Origin of the sequence: Streptomyces sindenensis (assembly GCF_014649035.1) — a bacterium.
Taxonomy (GTDB): domain Bacteria; phylum Actinomycetota; class Actinomycetes; order Streptomycetales; family Streptomycetaceae; genus Streptomyces; species Streptomyces sindenensis.
Genome location: NZ_BMSG01000001.1, coordinates 74,708 through 91,688 on the forward strand (window position 1 = coordinate 74,708; position 16,981 = coordinate 91,688).

The window sequence follows — 16,981 nt, forward strand, 5'->3', positions numbered from 1 at the left end:
TCAGTTCCGGATCCGCAGCCGGTCCGTGCTGTCCTCGCTCGGCTGGACGACGACGATGCCCTGGCCGGAGAACGCCATCTGGTACGCCTCGCCGCTGCCCCGCCCGATCAGCGAGCCCGCCTTGAAGCTGCGCTTGCCCTTCACCTTCAGGTTCGGGGACCAGGCGACGAGCGCGTCCGGGTCGACGTACGTCTCGTCCTCGCCGCGCCCGCAGTCGACGACGATCGGGGTGCCCCGGGAGGTGATGGCAACCCATCCGGTGCCCTGGACGACGACGTTCCACAGGCCCTGTCCGGCGAACTTGGCGAGGCCCTTGACCTTCTCGACGCCCCACGTGAGGTGGGCGTCGAAGGCGAGGAGGTTGGTGCCGTTGACGGAGATGGAGTCGTTGTTGAGGTTGATGACGACCACGTCCGCGCCGTAGTCGGCGAGGTAGAGCAGCCCGTCGCCGGAGCACTTCATGACGGGTGCGCCCTCGCCGGTGATCCACTGGGAGGCGATCTGCCGGACGGCGGGCGGGTTGGGCTCGTACTGGATGAAGCCCTCGTACGCGACCATCGAGCCGGTGCGCGCGAAGAGGTCCTGCCCGGTCGCCATGGCGACCTTGAGCATGGTGCTGCCGTGGTTCTCCATCCGGGCCGTGACGGGGGTCGGGGCGAAGCCCGCGAGTTGCTGGTTCATGACGGGCTCCCTCAGACCTCGTAGGGCTGGACGACGATGAAGTTGCCGGGGGCTCCCCGGAACTGGAGGTTCACGGTCTCGCCGCTGTGTCCGGGGTACGCGTTGCGGCGCAGCCGGACCTGGCTGGAGACGATCACCTGGGAGGCGGCCGACCAGGCGACGACCGCGTTGCAGTCGGCGAACGTGGTGGGCGTGACCGGCAGGACGACCGGGGTGCCGTGGGTCTTCACGACCACGGTGCCGGTGCCCTGGAACAGCATGGTGAACAGCGCGCCGCCGGGGATGCCGTGGCCCTCGACCCTGCGCACCTCGTACTGGAGGGACTCGTCGAACGCGAGGACGTTCTCGGCGGAGACGCAGATGCCGTCGCCCTGGAGCTCGACCGGGTGCAGGTACGAGCCCTCCTCGGCGAGGAAGACCTGGCCGCGGCCGGTACAGCGCATCAGCTGCATCTCCTGGCCGGTGGCGTTGCCCACAGCGCGGCCGACGAATCCGGCGCTCTTGTAGCCGAAGTCCACCTTGCCCTGATACATCACCATGCTGCCCTGGCGAGCCAGGACCCCGGATCCGCCCATGGTCAGGTCGACCCGCATGAGCTGCTGGTTCTGCGGGGTCCATCGCTGCCCGGTCGCTGTCTCCTTGTACGGCTGGAGGGCCGCCTGAAGACCCGCACCCGTGGCCGGCACACCCTGGGGCACGCCCTGCGGGGCGCCCGGGGGCATGGAGCCGGGGGGCTGCTGACCGTACGGGGCCGGAGCGGGCTGACCGTAGGGCGCGGGGGCCTGCTGGCCGAAGGGGGCGGCGGGCGGGGCGGCCTGGCCCGGGACCTGGCCGAACTGCGGCTGCTGGGGCGGCTGGGGCTGCTGCGGCTGGCCGTACGGGGACGGGGCCTGGGGGGCCACGGGTGCCTGCGGGGCCTGGGGGGCCTGGGGCGTCAGCGGGGCGGCGATCGTCGGTGCCGCGTGCACCGGCTGCTGCGGCGCGGGCGGCGGCGTGGGCGCGGACGGCGCGCCGAAGGATGGTGCGGGCTGCGGGGCCTGGGGCGCGGCCGGGGCGGGAGGCGCGCCGAAGGCCGGGGGCGCGGCGGCCTGGGCCGGCGGGGCGAAGCCCGGGGCGGCGGCGGGGGCGGCGGCGGGCGGCGCTTCCTCCTCGGCGACCTCGCCCCCGAAGTTCTTCAGGAGCGCTTCGAGACCGCCGTCGAAGCCCTGGCCGACGGCGGCGAAACGCCAGACGTCCTTCAGGTAGAAGTCGCCGAGCATCACCGCGCGCTCGGTGGTGAACTCCGATCCGGTGAAGGAGTACCGCACCACTTCCTCGCCGCCCGCGACGATCCGGATGTACCCCGGGCCGATCTGGGACATCTGCCCGGCGCCGTCGAGCGTCGCGGTGAAGGAGAGCTTCTGGATGGCTGCCGGGATGCGGTCGAGCGTGACGCGGAAGGACTCGGTGTCACCGGACTGCGCGCCCAGGAGCTGGATGGACTCCTCGGGCGATTTCGGCTGATTGAAGAAGATGAAGTACCGGTCGTCGGAGAGCTGCTCGTTGGCGTCGAGACCGAAGCAGCTGATGTCGAAAGTCAGCCCCGGCGCGGCGATCTGTACGCCTACGTACAGATCCGTCCCTGCCGTGAGATCACTGATCTTGGCCTTGTGGCCGCGTTGGAATTCCCTGGCCATGCGTAACGACCGTCCCCCATCCCGAAGGTAAATGCGTCGCGTCAGGCTAACCGCAAACAACGACATCGGGCCAAGCCGGTACACACCCGGTACAGAATCGGCGAACGCGAATGACCCCGGTCACTCCTCGCGGGCGGCGGGCAGCCGGGGCAGCCCCTCGGCCGCCACCACGCCCTCCAGGAACCCCCGGGCGCGCTCGGTGCGCGGATACGCCTCCAGCAGCCGCCAGAAGTCCGGACCGTGTCCGGGAACGAGCAGGTGCGCCAGCTCATGGAGGAGCACGTAGTCGACGACGTACTCCGGCATGCCCTGCAGCCGGTGCGAGAGTCTGATGCTGCCCTCGGCGGGGGTGCACGAGCCCCAGCGGGTGTTCTGATTGGTCACCCAGCGCACCGATGCGGGCTTGGCACGACCGTCGAAATACTGGGCGGAGAGCCGGGCGGCACGCTCCTCGAGCCCCGTGTCGCCCAGGTGGCGCTTGCTCTCCTGCGCGGCGAGCTTGTCCAGCATCACGCCCACCCAGCGCCGCTCCTCCGCCTGCGACATCCGGGCGGGGATGAGCACGATCGTGCGATCGCCCTCGCGGTAGGCGGTGACCGATTTTCTGCGCCGGGTGCTTCTGCGGACCTCGACCGCGCTCATCGCCGCGGCGCGGGCCGCATGGGCGGCCGCACTGTGCTGATGGCTTCCGGCGCTGCGCGCGGGGGGCTTCGGGGTCTTTCCGGCGGGGCCGGACGGGGGGTCGGCGGGGCCGGACGAGGGGTCGGCGGGCACGCCACGACGTTACCCGCTGTCCGGGAAGGATGTCCCGCCCCGGGATCGCTTGGACGGCGATCCCGGAATATCCGATCAACAGACCGCACCTGTGGACAACCCCACGCACGATTCGCGGCGGGCCCGCATTCTGGCAGTGGTCCTGCGGAAGAAGCGGAAAGTTCCGAAAAAGCGGAAAGCTGCGGAAGCTCTGCGGATCAGCAGGTTCGCGGGCGCACCCGTGCCCGTGGCACTACTCGGGGGGAGAAGCCATGTATCCGATGCTGAAGCCCGCACTGCGTCGCGCCTGGCGCGGACGGAACACCGTGCAGTTCGGTGTGACACCCGCGCACGCCGTGACGCTCGGTCCGGTGGACATCGCCACGGGGAGCTTTCTGGAACTGCTCGACGGCACGCGTGGTGTGCCCCTGCTGTACGAGGAGGCGCGCGCCCTGGACCTGTCGGAACATCACGTGGACGTCCTGCTGGCCCGGTTGGCGGAGGCCGGGCTCCTCGACGACCCGAGGTCGGCCGGCCCCTCTGCCGATGTGCTGCGTCGTCGTGTCGAAGTGATGGACCGCCAGCGCCCCGACGTGGCTTCGCTGTCGGTGGTCCGCCCCGAGCCGGGCGGTGGGCTGCGCCGGATGGGGGCCCGGCGGGCGATGCGGGTCCAGGTGCGGGGTGCGGGCCGGGTCGGGGCGTCCATCGCCTCCGTGCTGTCCGGTGCGGGAGTGGGACAGGTGGAGGTGCTCGACGGGGGCCGGGCCGAGCCCTGGGACGTGGCGCCCGGGGGCCTGCCTCCGGCGTCCGTGGGGGAACGGCGCGATGTGGCGGCCCGTCGGCTCGTCCGCCGTTCGGCGCCCGGGCCCGGTCCGGCGGAGAGCGCCGGAGAGCCCGGCCTGTCCCTGATCGTCGTCGCTCCCCGGGACGGCCTCGCGGTGTACGCCCCCGTCGCGGACACCGCGGGTCCCTGGATCGCGTCGGGTACTCCTCATCTCTATGCGGGCGTGATCGAGGCGACCGGGGTGGTCGGGCCGCTCGTCCTGCCCGGGGGCACCGGCTGCGCGGGCTGCCTGGAGTTGCACCGTGCGGACCGGGATCCGCAGTGGCCCCGGATGCTGGCGCAGTGGCGTTCCGGGCGGCGGGGAGCGGTACCCGCCTGCGATCTGGGGCTCGCGACGGCGGTCGCCGGTCTTGCCGCGGCCCATGCCCTGGCCTTCCTGGACGGGGATCTCCCCGCCTGTACGGGAACCCGCTGGGAGGCCGCTCTGCCGCTGCTGGACTGGCGTTCCGAGCAGATCGGCCCGCATGCGGACTGCTCCTGCGGCGCCGCCGGGGGCGCTGGAGGGGAACGGGTCTCCGGGGACGTTCTGGCGCAGGACACAATGGCGGGGTGACCGCCGCCGCCGGAGTGACACCGGTGGCCGAGCGGCGCGGCAGTCTGGGAACTGGAGGGGCACATGTCTGATCTTCCCCGGAAGGCGGTTACGCGTACGGCCAAGCTGGCCGCGCTTCCGCTCGGCTTCGCCGGCCGTGCCACCTGGGGTCTGGGCAAGCGGATCGGCGGAAAGTCGGCCGAGCTGGTCGCCCGTGAGGTGCAGCAGCGCACGGCGGACCAATTGTTCAAGACCCTGGGTGAGCTGAAGGGCGGGGCCATGAAGCTGGGCCAGGCCCTCTCGGTCTTCGAGTCGGCGCTCCCCGAGGAGATCGCCGGCCCCTATCGGGCCGCGCTGACCAAGCTTCAGGAGGCCGCGCCGCCGCTGCCCGCGCGCACGGTCCACGGGGTGCTCGCGGAACGGATCGGCGAGGACTGGCGGGAGTATTTCCTGGAGTTCGAGGACACGCCGGCGGCTGCCGCCTCGATCGGGCAGGTGCACCGGGCGGTGTGGCACGACGGCCGCGAGGTCGCGGTGAAGGTGCAGTATCCCGGGGCGGGCGAGGCATTGCTCTCCGACCTCGCCCAGCTCAGCCGTTTCGCCCGGCTGCTCGGCCCGCTGGTCCCCGGGATGGACATCAAGCCGTTGATCAAGGAACTGCGCGACCGGGTGTCGGAGGAGCTGGACTACGAGCTGGAGGCGCAGGCCCAGCGGGAGCACGCGGCCGAGTTCGCGGACGACCCGGATGTGGTGATCCCTCAGGTGGTGCACCAGGCGGACCAGGTGCTGGTGACGGAGTGGATCGACGGGATCCCGCTCTCCGAGGTCATCGTGGAGGGGACGGCGGAGCAGCGGGACCGTGCGGGGCAGTTGCTGGCCCGCTTCCTCTTCTCCGGTCCGGCGCGCACCGGGCTGCTGCACGCCGACCCGCATCCGGGCAACTTCCGGCTGCTGCCCCCGGCCCAGGACGCGGAGCATCCGGAGGAGGAAGGCGGCCCGGCCGGTCCGTGGCGGCTGGGGGTGCTGGACTTCGGCACCGTCGACCGGCTTCCGGGCGGGCTGCCGCAGACCATCGGCGACTCCTTGCGGATGGCGCTGGAGGGCGACGCGGCGGGGGTGTACGGGCTGCTCCGCGAAGAGAACTTCGTGAAGGAGTCGATCGACCTGGACCCGGACGAGGTCCTCGACTACCTGCTCCCGATCATCGAGCCGACGCAGGTGGAGGAGTTCACCTTCACCCGTGGCTGGATCCGTGATCAGGCGGCCCGGATAGCGGATCCGCGCTCCCCCGCCCACCAGCTCGGCAGGCAGCTCAACCTCCCCCCGGCCTATGTCCTCATACACCGGGTGACGCTCAGCACGATCGGGGTGCTGTGTCAGCTCGGCGCGACGGTCCGGATGCGCGACGAGCTCGATACGTGGCTGCCGGGGTTCCTCGCCGAGACGGCCGACGCGGCCGAGGTGGTCGACGCGGCCGAGGCAACCGAGGTGGCCGAGGCACCGGAGGAAGCGGACGAGCCGGAGGGGGAGACGGTCCAGGCGTAGGAGGTGCGGGGCCCGGGGCCTCCGGCGTCACCACCAGAGTGAGTCGAGGCGGCTCTCGATCGCGCGGATGTGGAGGCGGGCGCAGCTCTCGCAGAAGTGGAGACGGCGTCCGTCCTCGACGGAACTGAGCCAGGTCACGGGGGCGGTGTCGCCTTCGGCGGTGATGCCGCACCGGGCACACACCACGCTTCCCGCGGCGGCCTGTTCCGGGCTCCCGGGCTGGTCCACACTTCCGGCCTGGTCCACACTTCCGGGCTGGTCCACACTCCCGGGCTGGTCCGGACTCCCGGGCTGGTCCGCGCTTCCGGGCTGTTCGGGGGGATCGGTCTCCTCGTCCACATCGTGACGATATCCCCGCGACCGGACGACCGACAGCGCAAAAGCCCCGCGGGGCCGTCCGTGTGTCCGAACGGCCCCGCGGGGCGTGATGGCTGCGCAGGTCAGTGCGCCGACGGCCCGTGCACGGCCGTCAGTGCGCGACCGTCAGTGCATGACCGCCATGGCCAGCGCGCGGCGGGCGCGCAGCGAGGCGCGCTCCGCCCGGCGCTGCATGCGGCGGGCGGCCAGCAGGCGGGCCGACTGGCGGTCCTCCTGGGCCTCCCGCAGGCGGTCGTGCATATGCGCACGCGCCAGGGCTTCTGGGATGAGTTGCATTTCGCGGGTCCTGTTCTGACGCGAGTCGTTCGCGCCGATGATGGTGACGTCGGGGGTGGCGGAGCCGACGGGCTCCTTCGTGGGGGTGATCATTGGTGCCTGATTCCGGGGGTCATGTGTGTAGGGGCGGTCGATCGTTCCGAGGCGCGGACTGAGGGTGGGGGCGGGGACCCCACAGGTCGCGGTCACGCTGCGACCGGGTTCTTGCGCGGACGGCCACGCGGACGCTTGCGGGCCACGACGACACCCTGGACGAAGAGCTCGCCGCCCCAGACACCCCACGGCTCGCGGCGGTCCTTCGCACCGGCGAGGCAGGCCTCGACGAGCGGGCAGGTGCGGCAGAGGGACTTGGCGTACTCGACGTCGGCGGGCGACTCGGCGAAGAAGACCTCCGGGTCGTAGGAGCGGCACGGGACGGGCACACCGAGGTTCTCGATGGCGTCGTCGAGCGCGGTGAGCGTGGTGAGCGGGGTCAAGGTGGAGTCCTCCGTGGAGCCGGGCGGCGAGATCGGGGTGGAAAGCGGTACTGACGGGGCGTGCGTTTCGGTGTGCACGGTGGGTGGTGTCCTCGTCTGGTCGTGCCGGCCTGTTGGCCGGTTGGCGGCTTCTGGTACCAGGTCCTGCTTGTCCCGAGGCTCCTTCGTTGCGTTCCGTCCGTTCGGACAAAACAAAAGGGCCGCGGATCCCGAGTGGGGTTCCGCGGCCCTGAAGGCGCCGGCCTGATGCTGGATCAGGCTGGATCACTCCAGGGTTCAGGCCCACGGAAGGCCCACATCGTGTGGTGCTGCATCTGCGTCTGCGTCTTGACTCCGGCACCGGCTGCCGCAAAGGCATAGGCCTGAGCCTGCGCTGCCTTCGCTACTGCTGCCGCCGGTGCCTCGATCGGTCGCTCATTGCGCTCCCGCGTCACGGGGAGGCTCGCCGGGGCCAGCGGACGGGCGGCAGAAATGCCGGACAGACCGGTGGCGTGGAGCGAGGCAGCCGCGGAACGGGTGAGGCCGAGCGAGCAGGCGGAGACGACCGAAAGATCGGTCATTTTCTGGGTTTCGATGATGCTGATCACTTCAATCGCCTCCTCTCGGCGTCTCATGGGACCGGCCGGGGCCGATCCTGCGTATTCGGATAAGTACAGCTAAGTACAGCACGGAGCCAGGGCTTCAGAGAAGTCGCTGTTCCCGTGGTTAAGAACCTATGGTGACGACTGGTGCGGGCGCAAACTATTTTCTGGACGAGTTTTTCTCAGGTCTCGCCGGCACCCTCCTCGGGCCCGTCACCAACCGTCTCACCTGCGCAGATGGCCAGAACGTCGGCGCCGAAGCGGCTCAGCTTCCGGTTGCCGACACCGGCGATGACGACCAGCTCGCCCTCGCTGGACGGCACGGCCTCGGCGATCGCCATGAGGGTCTTCTCGGTGAAGACGCAGTAGTCGGGCTGGCCGAGGAGGGCCGCCTGGCCGGCCCGCCAGTCGTGGAGCCGCTCATACAGCCCCTCGTCCATGTCCGAGGGGCACTCCTCGCAGCGCATCAGCTTCATCTCGCCCGCTTCGGTGAGCGTCCGGCCGCAGACCCGGCAGCGCACCGGGCTCCTGGGCTTGCGTTCGACGGCCGGCGTCCGCCCGGCGGTCGCGGCCCGCCCGGTGCCCCGGTCGATCCCGCCGCCCCCACCGACGCCGCCCCGGGCCCCGGACCCCGTGGAGCCCGGCCGCAGCCCGTTCAGGAAGCGGGTCGGCCGGCGGCTCGCCCGGCCCCCCGGCGAGCGGGACAGCGCCCAGGAGAGCGAGAGGTGGACGCGGGCGCGGGTGATCCCGACGTACAGCAGGCGCCGCTCCTCCTCGACCTGCTCGTCGGTCTTGGCGTAGGCGATCGGCATCATGCCCTCGGTCAGGCCGACCAGGAACACGGCGTCCCATTCGAGGCCCTTCGCGGCGTGCAGCGACGCCAGCGTCACTCCCTGGACCGTCGGGGCGTGCTGGGCGGCCGCCCGTTCGTCGAGCTCGCGGACCAGGTCGGTCAGGGTCGCCCCCGGTTTCGCCGTCTCGAAGTCCTCAGCGAGGCGCACCAGCGCGGCCAGCGACTCCCAGCGGTCGCGCACGGAGCCCGATCCGGCGGGCGGTCGGGTGGTCCAGCCCTTGGTGGAGAGCACCGCCCGCACCTGGGAGGCCAGGTCCTCCGCGCCGTCGAGCAGGGAGTCGTTGCGCCCGGCGCGGGCGGCGCCGCGCAGGGCGGTGCCCGCCTCCCGGACCTCGGCCCGCTCGAAGAACCGCTCGGCGCCGCGCAGCTGGTAGGGCACCCCGGCGTCCGCGAGGGCCTGCTCGTAGACCTCGGACTGGGAGTTGACCCGGTAGAGCACGGCGATCTCGCCGGCCGGCACGCCCGCGGCGATGAGGTCGCGGATGCGCCGGGCGGTGGACTCGGCCTCGGTGGGCTCGTCCCCGTACTCCGTGTAGACCGGCTCGGGGCCCTTGTCGCGCTGCGAGACCAACTCCAGGCGGTGGTCGGCGGCCTTGCCGTGGGCCTGGCTGAGGAGGCCGTTGGCGAGGTGGACGACCTGGGGGGTGGAGCGGTAGTCCCGGACCAGCTTGACGACGGTCGCCCCGGGGTGGCGGGTGCGGAAGTTCAGCAGGTGGTCGGGGGTGGCGCCGGTGAAGGAGTAGATCGTCTGGCTGGCGTCGCCCACGACGCAGAGGTTGTCCCGGTCGCCGACCCAGAGGTCGAGCAGCCGCTGCTGGAGCGGGCTCACGTCCTGGTACTCGTCGACGACGAAGTGCTGGTACTGGCCGCGCACGTGGTCGGCGATGTCTCCCCGGTCCTGGAGGATGCCGACCATCAGCAGCAGCACGTCCTCGAAGTCGATCACCGAGCGGTCGCGCTTGAGCTGTTCGTACGTGGAGTAGATCTGGGAGAGGACCGCCGGGTCGCGGGGGGCGTCCCGCTGGGCCTTGGCGACGGCCGCCGCGTAGTCGGCGGGGACGGTCTGGGTGACCTTGGCCCACTCGATCTCGCTGGTGACGTCCCGCAGCTCGGTGCGGTCGAGCCGGAGCTCGCAGCGGGCGGCCGCCTCGGCGACCAGCTGCACCTTCCTCTCCAGCAGCCGGGGCAGCTCGCCACCGACTGCTTTCGGCCAGAAATACTGGAGCTGCCGGAGCGCGGCGGAGTGGAAGGTCCGTGCCTGGACGCCGGTCGCGCCGAGCTGGCGGAGGCGGCCGCGCATCTCTCCCGCGGCCCGGTTGGTGAACGTGACGGCGAGAACCGTGGCGGGCTGGAGGATGCCCGCCCGCACCCCGTACGCGATGCGGTGGGTGATCGCGCGGGTCTTGCCCGTACCCGCTCCGGCCAGCACGCACACCGGCCCGTGCAGGGCGAGCGCCACCTCGCGCTGCTCGGGGTCGAGCCCGTCGAGCACGGCGTCCGGGGTCTCGGGTACCTGGGGGAAGAGGGTGGAGTGCGTTGCTGCTGTCACCCCGCCATGCTGCCAGGTCCCCGGGGGCGGATGCGGCGGTCGTCCACAGGCGTGAGCCATTAGTCATACCGGGGCCCCGGACCGGCGTACCGGGGCCCCGGACCGGCGTACCGGGGCCTCGGACCGGCAGACCGGGGCTCGTACCCGCGTGCCGGGGCGCGTACCGGCATACCGGGGCCTCGGACCGGCCCCGCGGGAATGGGTGCCGTTCTCCGTACGTTCCTTAACCTTGCGGGAGCGCTGCGGTGAGCGGCCGGTCCGCAAGTGACGCTGCCGGCCGCGCAGCGGTACGGACGAGACGAAGGAGCGCCAGCGACATGGCGGGCACTGTGACGATGTACAGCACCACCTGGTGCGGCTACTGCCGTCGGCTGAAGAGCCAGATGGACCGCGAGGGCATCGCGTACAACGAGGTCAACATCGAGCACGACCCGGAGTCGGCCGCTTTCGTCGAGAAGGCGAATGGCGGAAACCAGACGGTCCCCACCCTGCTGATCGTGTCCCCCTCGGGCACCGAGTCGGTCATGACGAACCCGTCGCTCGCCCAGGTGAAGCAGGCGCTCGCCGCCTGAATCCGGCGGGAGGGACGACTCTCCGTCGCGCGTACCGCTGCCCCCGGCACCGCCGGGGGCAGTCGTGTGTCCGGACGGAGGCGCGGACCTCAGCCGGTCCGCTTCACCGCCCCGGGCTTCGGGAGCGGCTTGCCGTACCAGAGTTCGATCAGGCGGGACGCGATGGAGATGCCGAACGGCGGCATGATCTCGCCGGACTCGAAGGCGGCGGTGAGGTCCTCGCGGGAGAACCAGCGGGCCTCCTCGATCTCCTCGCCGTCGACGTTGATCTCGAAGGAGGTGGCCCGCGCCATGAAGCCGAGCATCAGGCTGGAGGGGAACGGCCACGGCTGGCTGGCGATGTACTCGACCTCGCCGACCGTGATCCCGGCCTCCTCGTAGACCTCGCGGGCCACGGACTGCTCGATCGACTCCCCCGGCTCGACGAACCCGGCGAGCGTCGAGAAGCGGCCCTCGGGCCAGTGCACCTGGCGGCCCAGCAGCGCCCGGTCCTGGTCGTCGGTGACCAGCATGATGACCGCCGGGTCGGTGCGCGGGTAGTGCTCGGCCCCGCAGGCCTGGCAGCGGCGGATGTGGCCGGCCGCCGCGATGACGGTGCGCTCGCCGCAGCGGGAGCAGAAGCGGTGGAGCCGCTGCCAGTTCTCCAGGGCGACGGCGTGCACCATCAGCCCCGCGTCCCGGGGGCCGAGGAGCAGACCCGCCTCGCGGAGTCCGGCCGGGCGTGCCGACTGGTCCATGCGGCCGGGCAGCGAGTCCTTCTGGAGCGCGAAGTAGCTGACGCCGTCCTCGTCGGTGCCGAGGAAGTACCGGTGGGTCTCGGTGACCGGGGCCTCGAAGGCCGGGGTCATGACGATCTCGGTGCCCCCGTCGGGGGTGTCGTCGATCAGCACCTGCCCGCCGGAGACGACGAAGACGCGGGTCGTCGGGTGGCTCCACGCCACGGCCAGCCACGCCTCGTCGAGACGGTGGTGTGCCGCGCGGTCGATGCCGCTCGGCGCCGTGAGGCCGATCGGGCGGTCTGCGGTGGCGTTGTCGAAGGTGCTCACAGGTACTTCCTACTCCCCCTGGGTGGATCGGGTGTACGGAGGTGGGGCGGGGTTCATCCGCCGGACACGCCTAGGGCGTGGCCAGTTCGCCCCACAGGTGGGCGGTCGTCTCCACGCCCTTGAGCAGCAGGTCCAGCTCGACCTTCTCGTCCGGGGCGTGCCAGCCGTCGGAGGGTACGGAGATGCCGAGGAAGAGGACGGGGGCGCCGAGCACGTCCCTGAGGTCGGCGGCGGGGCCGGAGCCTCCTTCACGGGTGAAGAGGATCTTCTTTCCGAAGGCCCGGCCCATCGCGCGGGCCACGGCCTGGAGGGCGGGGTGGTCCAGCGGGGTGAGGCAGGGGCGGGTGGCGGGCTGGAAGGCGATGGTGTGCCGGATGCCCGCCGGGATGCGGGACTCCACCCAGGCGCGGACGGCCTGCTGCACGTCGTCGGGGTCCTGGCCGTCGACCAGCCGGAAGCTGATCTTCACCAGGGCGGAGGAGGGGATGATCGTCTTGCTGCCCGCGCCCTGGTAGCCGCCGCCGATGCCGTTGACCTCGGCGGTGGGGCGGGCCCAGACGCGCTCCAGCGTGGAGTACCCGGCCTCGCCGGAGGCCGCCTGCGACTTCGCCGTACGGAACCAGGTCGCCTCGTCGAAGGGCAGCTCGGCGAACAGCGCCCGCTCGGTGTCGGTGAGGTCGGTGACCCCGTCGTAGAAGCCGGGGATCGCGACCTTCCCGTCCTCGTCGTGGAGGGCGGCGACCAGCCTGGCGATCTCGGTGGCCGGGTTGGGGACGGCTCCGCCGAACGATCCTGAGTGGATGTCCTGGGCGGGCCCGTACAGCTGGATCTCGCACTCGGCGAGGCCGCGCATGCCGGTGCAGACGGTCGGGGTGTCCTCGTCCCACATGCCGGTGTCCGAGACGATCACCGCGTCGGCGGCGAGCCGGTCGGCGTGCTTCTCGGCGAGGGCGCGGAAGTTCGGGGAGCCGGACTCCTCCTCGCCCTCGATCAGCAGCTTGAGGGTGACGGCGGGGGTGGTGCGGCCGGTCGCGGCGAGGTGGGCGCGGACGCCCAGGGTGTGGAAGAACACCTGGCCCTTGTCGTCGGCCGCGCCGCGTCCGTACATCCGGCCGTCCCGGATCACCGGCTCGAAGGGGTCGGTGGCCCAGCCGTCCTCGCGGGCGGCGGGCTGGACGTCGTGGTGGCCGTAGACCAGGACGGTCGGGGCGCCGGGGTCCTCGCTGGGCCACTCGGCGAAGACCGCCGGGGCGCCGGGGGTCTCCCAGATCTCGGCGACCGGGAAGCCGGTCTCCCTGAGCTTGGCGCTCAGCCACTCGGCGCTGCGCCGTACGTCCCCGGCGTGCTCCGGCTGCGCGGATACGGACGGGATGCGCAGCCACTCGGCGAGGTCGTCGAGGAAGGCGGCGCTGTGCTGTTCGGTGTACGTACGGACGGCGCTGTCCGGGGTCTCGCTCATGCTCCTGAGCCTATCCGTCCTCGGCGGCCGGCTCGTCCAGCAGGATCCGCTCCAGCTCCGCCCGGCCGGGCAGCGCCTGCGGATGGACGGTCTCGCCGGTGCGTACGTAGAGGAAGGTGGCGGTGACCGCGTCGAGCGGCAGATCGTGCAGCTCGGCCCAGGCGAGGCGGTAGACGGCGAGCTGGAGCGGGTCGGCGGTGCGGTGGCGGGTGGTCTTCCAGTCGACGATCTCGTAGGTGTCACCCGTGCGGTAGACGGCGTCGATCCGGCCCCGGATCACCCGGCCCGCCAGGGTGATCTGGAACGGAGCCTCGACCCGGTACGGCGTGCGCCGGGCGTACGCGGTGCGCTCGAACGCCTCCTTCAGCTCGGCGAGGTCCCGCTCGTCGGCAATCTCGGCGTCGCTCTCGTCACCGCCGGGCAGCTCGTCGGGGCCGAGCATGGGCAGCGGCAGCTCCTCGTACCGGGACTCGACCCAGGCGTGGAACCGGGTGCCCCGGCGGGCGGCGGGCTGCGGCGGGCGGGGCATGGGGCGGGCCAGCTCCTGGGCGAAGCCGTCGGGGTCCTCGGCCAGGCGCAGGAGCTGGGTGGCGGAGAGCGAGGGGGGGATGACCACCTCGCGCACGCCGGCACGGGCGCGGCGCAGCTCCCCGGCGAGGGAGTCCAGGTCCCGGTCCCAGGAGGCGAGGGTACGGGCCTCCTCGGGGGTGAGCCGGCCGGCCGGGCCCTCCGGAGCCAGCCGCTCCGCCGGGCCCTCCTGCGGGTGGCGAGCCGCCGGGTCGGTGGTTTCCGGGGCGTGGCGGGCCGCCGGGATGTGGGGGGCGGGCTCGGCGTGCGGGGCCGGCTCCGGGGTGGTGTCCGCCGGGACGTGAGGGGCGGGCTCGGCGTGCGGGGCCGGCTCCGGAGTCGTGTCCGCCGGGACCGGTGCGGCCCCCGGCGGGCCCGCGGGGCGTTCGGTGGGGAGCGCGTCCCAGTCCCACTCCTCGTCGGCCGGTGGCTCGTCGAGCGGAGGTTCGTCGTCCCAGGGTTCGTACGCCGGTACGTCGTCGGAGGCGGGGGCGTGCGCCGGCGCCTGCTCGTCCCCCCGGACGGCCATGCGCTCCAGATGGGCCAGGACCGTGTCGCGGGCGGCCCGGCGGCGGGCCAGGGCGTCGGCGTCGAGCGGGAGCGGCCAGGCCAGATCGGCGTCGCGTTCCGCGAGGGCCGGGTTCTCCTCGTCCTCGGCGGGCTCGTCCGCCCACGCCTCGATCTCGCCGTGACCGGCGGCGCAGTGCTCGTACAGCGCCTCCAGGAAGGCGGACGGGCCGCGCGTCCGCTTCTGGGACGGGCCCCACCAGTGGCCGGAGCCGAGCAGGAGCGAGCGGGGGCGGGTGAAGGTGACGTACCCCAGGCGCAGTTCCTCCGTGTGCTGGTGCTCCTTCATCTCCTCCTTGAACGCCTTGATCCCCTTGGCGTCGAAGCTGTCCAGGGCCGGAAGCGTCGCCGCGTCGCCGCGCAGGGCGTGCGGGAGCACCTTGGCCTGGGCGGTCCACGCGTCCCGGGACTGGCCGCTGGGGAACTGGCCGGTGACCAGTCCGGGCACGGCGACGACGTCCCACTCCAGCCCTTTGGACTTGTGGGCGGTGAGGACCTTGACGGTGTTCTCGCCGCCGGGCAGCGCGTTGTCGAGCCCCTTCTCGTACTGCGCGGCGGTCCGTAGGAAGCCGAGGAAGGCGAGCAGCGACGCCTCGCCGTCCAGCGCGGCGAACCGGGCCGCGGTGTCGAGGAAGTTGGCCAGCGTCTCGCGGCGGCGGGCGGCCAGCGCCTGCGGGGACGCGGACAGCTCGACCTCCAGGCCGGTGGTGGCGAGGACTCGGTGCAGCACGTCCATCAGGGGGTCGGCGAGCGAGCGGCGCAGGTCGCGCAGCTCGCGGGCGAGACGGGCGAAGCGGACGCGGGCCTCGGCGGAGAACGGCAGCCCGTCGTCGGCCGCGTCCCCCGCGACCAGGAAGGTGTCCAGCGCGTCCGCGAGCGATATCACCTCGGCCGGATCCGTGCCCTCGACGGCCTCCGCGAGCCGCCGGTCCGCGTCGGCGTCGTCCCCTTGGCCCGCCCGGTGCACCAGGAGGCGGGCGCGGCGGCCGAGGAGCGCCAGGTCGCGGGGGCCGATGCGCCAGCGCGGTCCGGTGAGCAGGCGGACCAGCGAGGCGTTGGCCCCCGGGTCCTGGAGGACCTCGCAGACGGCCACCAGGTCCGCGACCTCGGGCAGGTGGAGCAGTCCGGCGAGGCCGACGACCTCGACCGGGATGTCCCGGGCGACCAGGGCGGCCTGGATCTCGGGGAAGTCCCCGGCGGTGCGGCACAGGACGGCGATCTCGCCGGGCGGGGTGCCGGTGCGCACGAGGTGGGCGAGGGAGTCGGCGAGCCAGTCGATCTCCTCGGTGTGGGTGCTCAGCAGGGCGCAGCGGACCACGCCGTCGCGCTCGGCCCCCGGCGCGGGGCGCAGCGCCTCGACGCCCTCGTGCATCGCGCGCAGCGGTTCGGCGAGGCCGTTGGCGAGCTGGAGGAGACGGCCGCCGCTGCGCCGGTTCTCGCTGAGGCTGTAGCGGGTGGCGGGGGTGCCGTCGGCGTGCGGGAAGTGCTCGGGGAAGTCGTCGAGGTTGGCGACGGACGCGCCGCGCCAGCCGTAGATCGCCTGGCAGGGGTCGCCCACGGCGGTCACCGCGTGGCCGGTGGGAGGCGCGTGGCCGGTGGGAGGCTCGTGGCCGGCCGGCCCCGACTCCGTACCACCGCTGCCGGTTCCGCCGCTGCCGGTTCCGCCGCTGCCGAAGAGCGCCGAGAGCAGCAGCCGCTGGGCCACCGACGTGTCCTGGTACTCGTCGAGGAGGACGACCCGGAACTCCTCGCGCAGGATCCTCCCGACCTCCGGCCGGGTCAGGGCCAGCTCGGCGGAGAGGGCGATCTGGTCGCCGAAGTCCAGCAGGTCCCGGCCGCGCTTGGCGGCCCGGTAGCGCTCGGTGAGGCCGAGGAGCGAGCGGCGGGCCTCGGCGGCCTCGGGGATCTTGCGCAGGTCGGCGTTGCTGAGCTTGGCGGCGGCCAGGTCCCGCAGCAGTCCGGTGTCGTAGGTCTGAAGCGTCCCGGGCCGTACGAGGTGTTCGGACAGCTCCCCGTCGAGCGCGAGCAGATCGCTGACCAGGGTGGAGAAGGAGCGGGTGAGCGCCGGATACGGCCCCGGGGCCTCGCGCAGCACCTTTGCCGCCAGCTGGTAGCGGGTGGCGTCGGCGAGGAGACGGGTGGAGGGCTCCAGGCCGATGCGCAGACCGTGCTCGGTGAGGAGGCGGCCGGCGAAAGCGTGGTACGTGGAGATGGTGGGCTCGCCCGGGGGGTTGTCCGGGTCGATGACGTCGGGGTCGGTGACCCCGGCGGCGATCAGCGCCCTGCGCACGCGCTCGGCCAGCTCGCCCGCCGCCTTGTTGGTGAAGGTGAGGCCAAGAACCTGCTCGGGCGCGACCTGTCCGGTGCCCACGAGCCAGACCACGCGGGCGGCCATCACCGTGGTCTTGCCCGACCCGGCCCCGGCCACGATCACCTGCGGGGCGGGCGGCGCGATGATGCAGGCCGTCTGCTCCGGGGTGAACGGAATCCCGAGGAGCTCCTTGAGCTGCTCGGGATCGGTGATGCGTGGGGACACCCGGACAACGGTAACCGGGACCGCCGACAACCCCGTACGAACGGGACGGCTGCTCCGCCGCCCCGCCGAACCGGATGCGGCGGCTGTCCA

Annotated in this window: 14 protein-coding genes; 3 read left to right on the plus strand and 11 right to left on the minus strand. The window is 72.6% G+C overall.

The genetic code is table 11. The features are described from left to right. The 3 genes from IE145_RS00365 to IE145_RS00375 all read right to left on the minus strand — a co-directional run bounded on the left by IE145_RS00365 (position 1) and on the right by IE145_RS00375 (position 3,131). On the minus strand, positions 1–681 hold the full coding sequence (locus IE145_RS00365; RefSeq protein ID WP_189517718.1) for an AIM24 family protein: 681 nt from the start codon (positions 679–681) through the stop codon (positions 1–3). An 11-nt stretch (positions 682–692) separates the two neighbouring features. Further along, the gene (locus IE145_RS00370; RefSeq protein WP_189517720.1) at positions 693–2,357 is read right to left on the minus strand and encodes a TerD family protein; all 1,665 of its coding nucleotides are present in this window, start codon (positions 2,355–2,357) and stop codon (positions 693–695) included. Between the two features lie 120 nt (positions 2,358–2,477). Continuing rightward, entirely contained in the window at positions 2,478–3,131 is a 654-nt protein-coding gene (locus IE145_RS00375; RefSeq protein WP_189517722.1) for a M48 metallopeptidase family protein, read from the minus strand. Positions 3,132–3,382: 251 nt separating this feature from the next. On the opposite strand from IE145_RS00375, the gene IE145_RS00380 reads away from it, so the two are divergent. Continuing rightward, positions 3,383–4,507 carry a ThiF family adenylyltransferase gene (locus tag IE145_RS00380; protein ID WP_189517724.1) on the plus strand — a complete coding sequence of 375 codons (1,125 nt, stop codon included), beginning with the start codon at positions 3,383–3,385 and terminating at the stop codon, positions 4,505–4,507. Between the two features lie 63 nt (positions 4,508–4,570). Continuing rightward, positions 4,571–6,031 (plus strand): ABC1 kinase family protein, encoded by a 1,461-nt coding sequence (locus IE145_RS00385; RefSeq protein ID WP_189517726.1) that lies wholly within the window; start codon positions 4,571–4,573, stop codon positions 6,029–6,031. 27 nt (positions 6,032–6,058) lie between these two features. Here IE145_RS00385 and IE145_RS00390 read toward each other — a convergent pair whose 3' ends face one another. From IE145_RS00390 to IE145_RS00410, 5 genes are all read right to left on the minus strand, one after another. Further along, entirely contained in the window at positions 6,059–6,259 is a 201-nt protein-coding gene (locus IE145_RS00390; RefSeq protein WP_189518547.1) for a hypothetical protein, read from the minus strand. Between the two features lie 255 nt (positions 6,260–6,514). Then, a complete protein-coding gene (locus IE145_RS00395) occupies positions 6,515–6,874 on the minus strand; it encodes a putative WhiB-interacting protein (RefSeq protein ID WP_065491122.1) in 360 nt (119 codons plus the stop codon). Continuing rightward, positions 6,871–7,239 (minus strand): WhiB family transcriptional regulator, encoded by a 369-nt coding sequence (locus tag IE145_RS00400; protein WP_065491124.1) that lies wholly within the window; start codon positions 7,237–7,239, stop codon positions 6,871–6,873. The genes IE145_RS00395 and IE145_RS00400 overlap by 4 nt, the downstream gene beginning before the upstream one ends. 176 nt (positions 7,240–7,415) lie before the next feature. After that, positions 7,416–7,748, minus strand: a complete 333-nt coding sequence (locus IE145_RS00405; protein WP_006127423.1) for a hypothetical protein — start codon at positions 7,746–7,748, stop codon at positions 7,416–7,418. 176 nt (positions 7,749–7,924) lie between these two features. Beyond that, the gene (locus tag IE145_RS00410; RefSeq protein ID WP_308427776.1) at positions 7,925–10,204 is read right to left on the minus strand and encodes an ATP-dependent DNA helicase UvrD2; all 2,280 of its coding nucleotides are present in this window, start codon (positions 10,202–10,204) and stop codon (positions 7,925–7,927) included. 257 nt (positions 10,205–10,461) lie between these two features. Between IE145_RS00410 and IE145_RS00415 the strand changes: the two genes are divergently transcribed. Further along, positions 10,462–10,716, plus strand: coding sequence for a glutaredoxin domain-containing protein (locus IE145_RS00415; protein ID WP_030113660.1), 255 nt, complete (start codon positions 10,462–10,464; stop codon positions 10,714–10,716). Between the two features lie 89 nt (positions 10,717–10,805). Here the strand turns inward: IE145_RS00415 and nudC are convergent, their stop codons facing one another. The 3 genes from nudC to IE145_RS00430 form a co-directional block, all read right to left on the minus strand. Continuing rightward, positions 10,806–11,762: an NAD(+) diphosphatase gene (gene nudC, locus IE145_RS00420; RefSeq protein WP_189517730.1), complete on the minus strand. Its 957-nt coding sequence runs from the start codon at positions 11,760–11,762 to the stop codon at positions 10,806–10,808. 70 nt (positions 11,763–11,832) lie between these two features. Continuing rightward, positions 11,833–13,221 (minus strand): dipeptidase, encoded by a 1,389-nt coding sequence (locus IE145_RS00425; protein WP_189517733.1) that lies wholly within the window; start codon positions 13,219–13,221, stop codon positions 11,833–11,835. A gap of 10 nt (positions 13,222–13,231) precedes the next feature. Then, positions 13,232–16,891 (minus strand): ATP-dependent DNA helicase, encoded by a 3,660-nt coding sequence (locus tag IE145_RS00430; protein ID WP_189517735.1) that lies wholly within the window; start codon positions 16,889–16,891, stop codon positions 13,232–13,234. Positions 16,892–16,981: the final 90 nt, after the last annotated feature.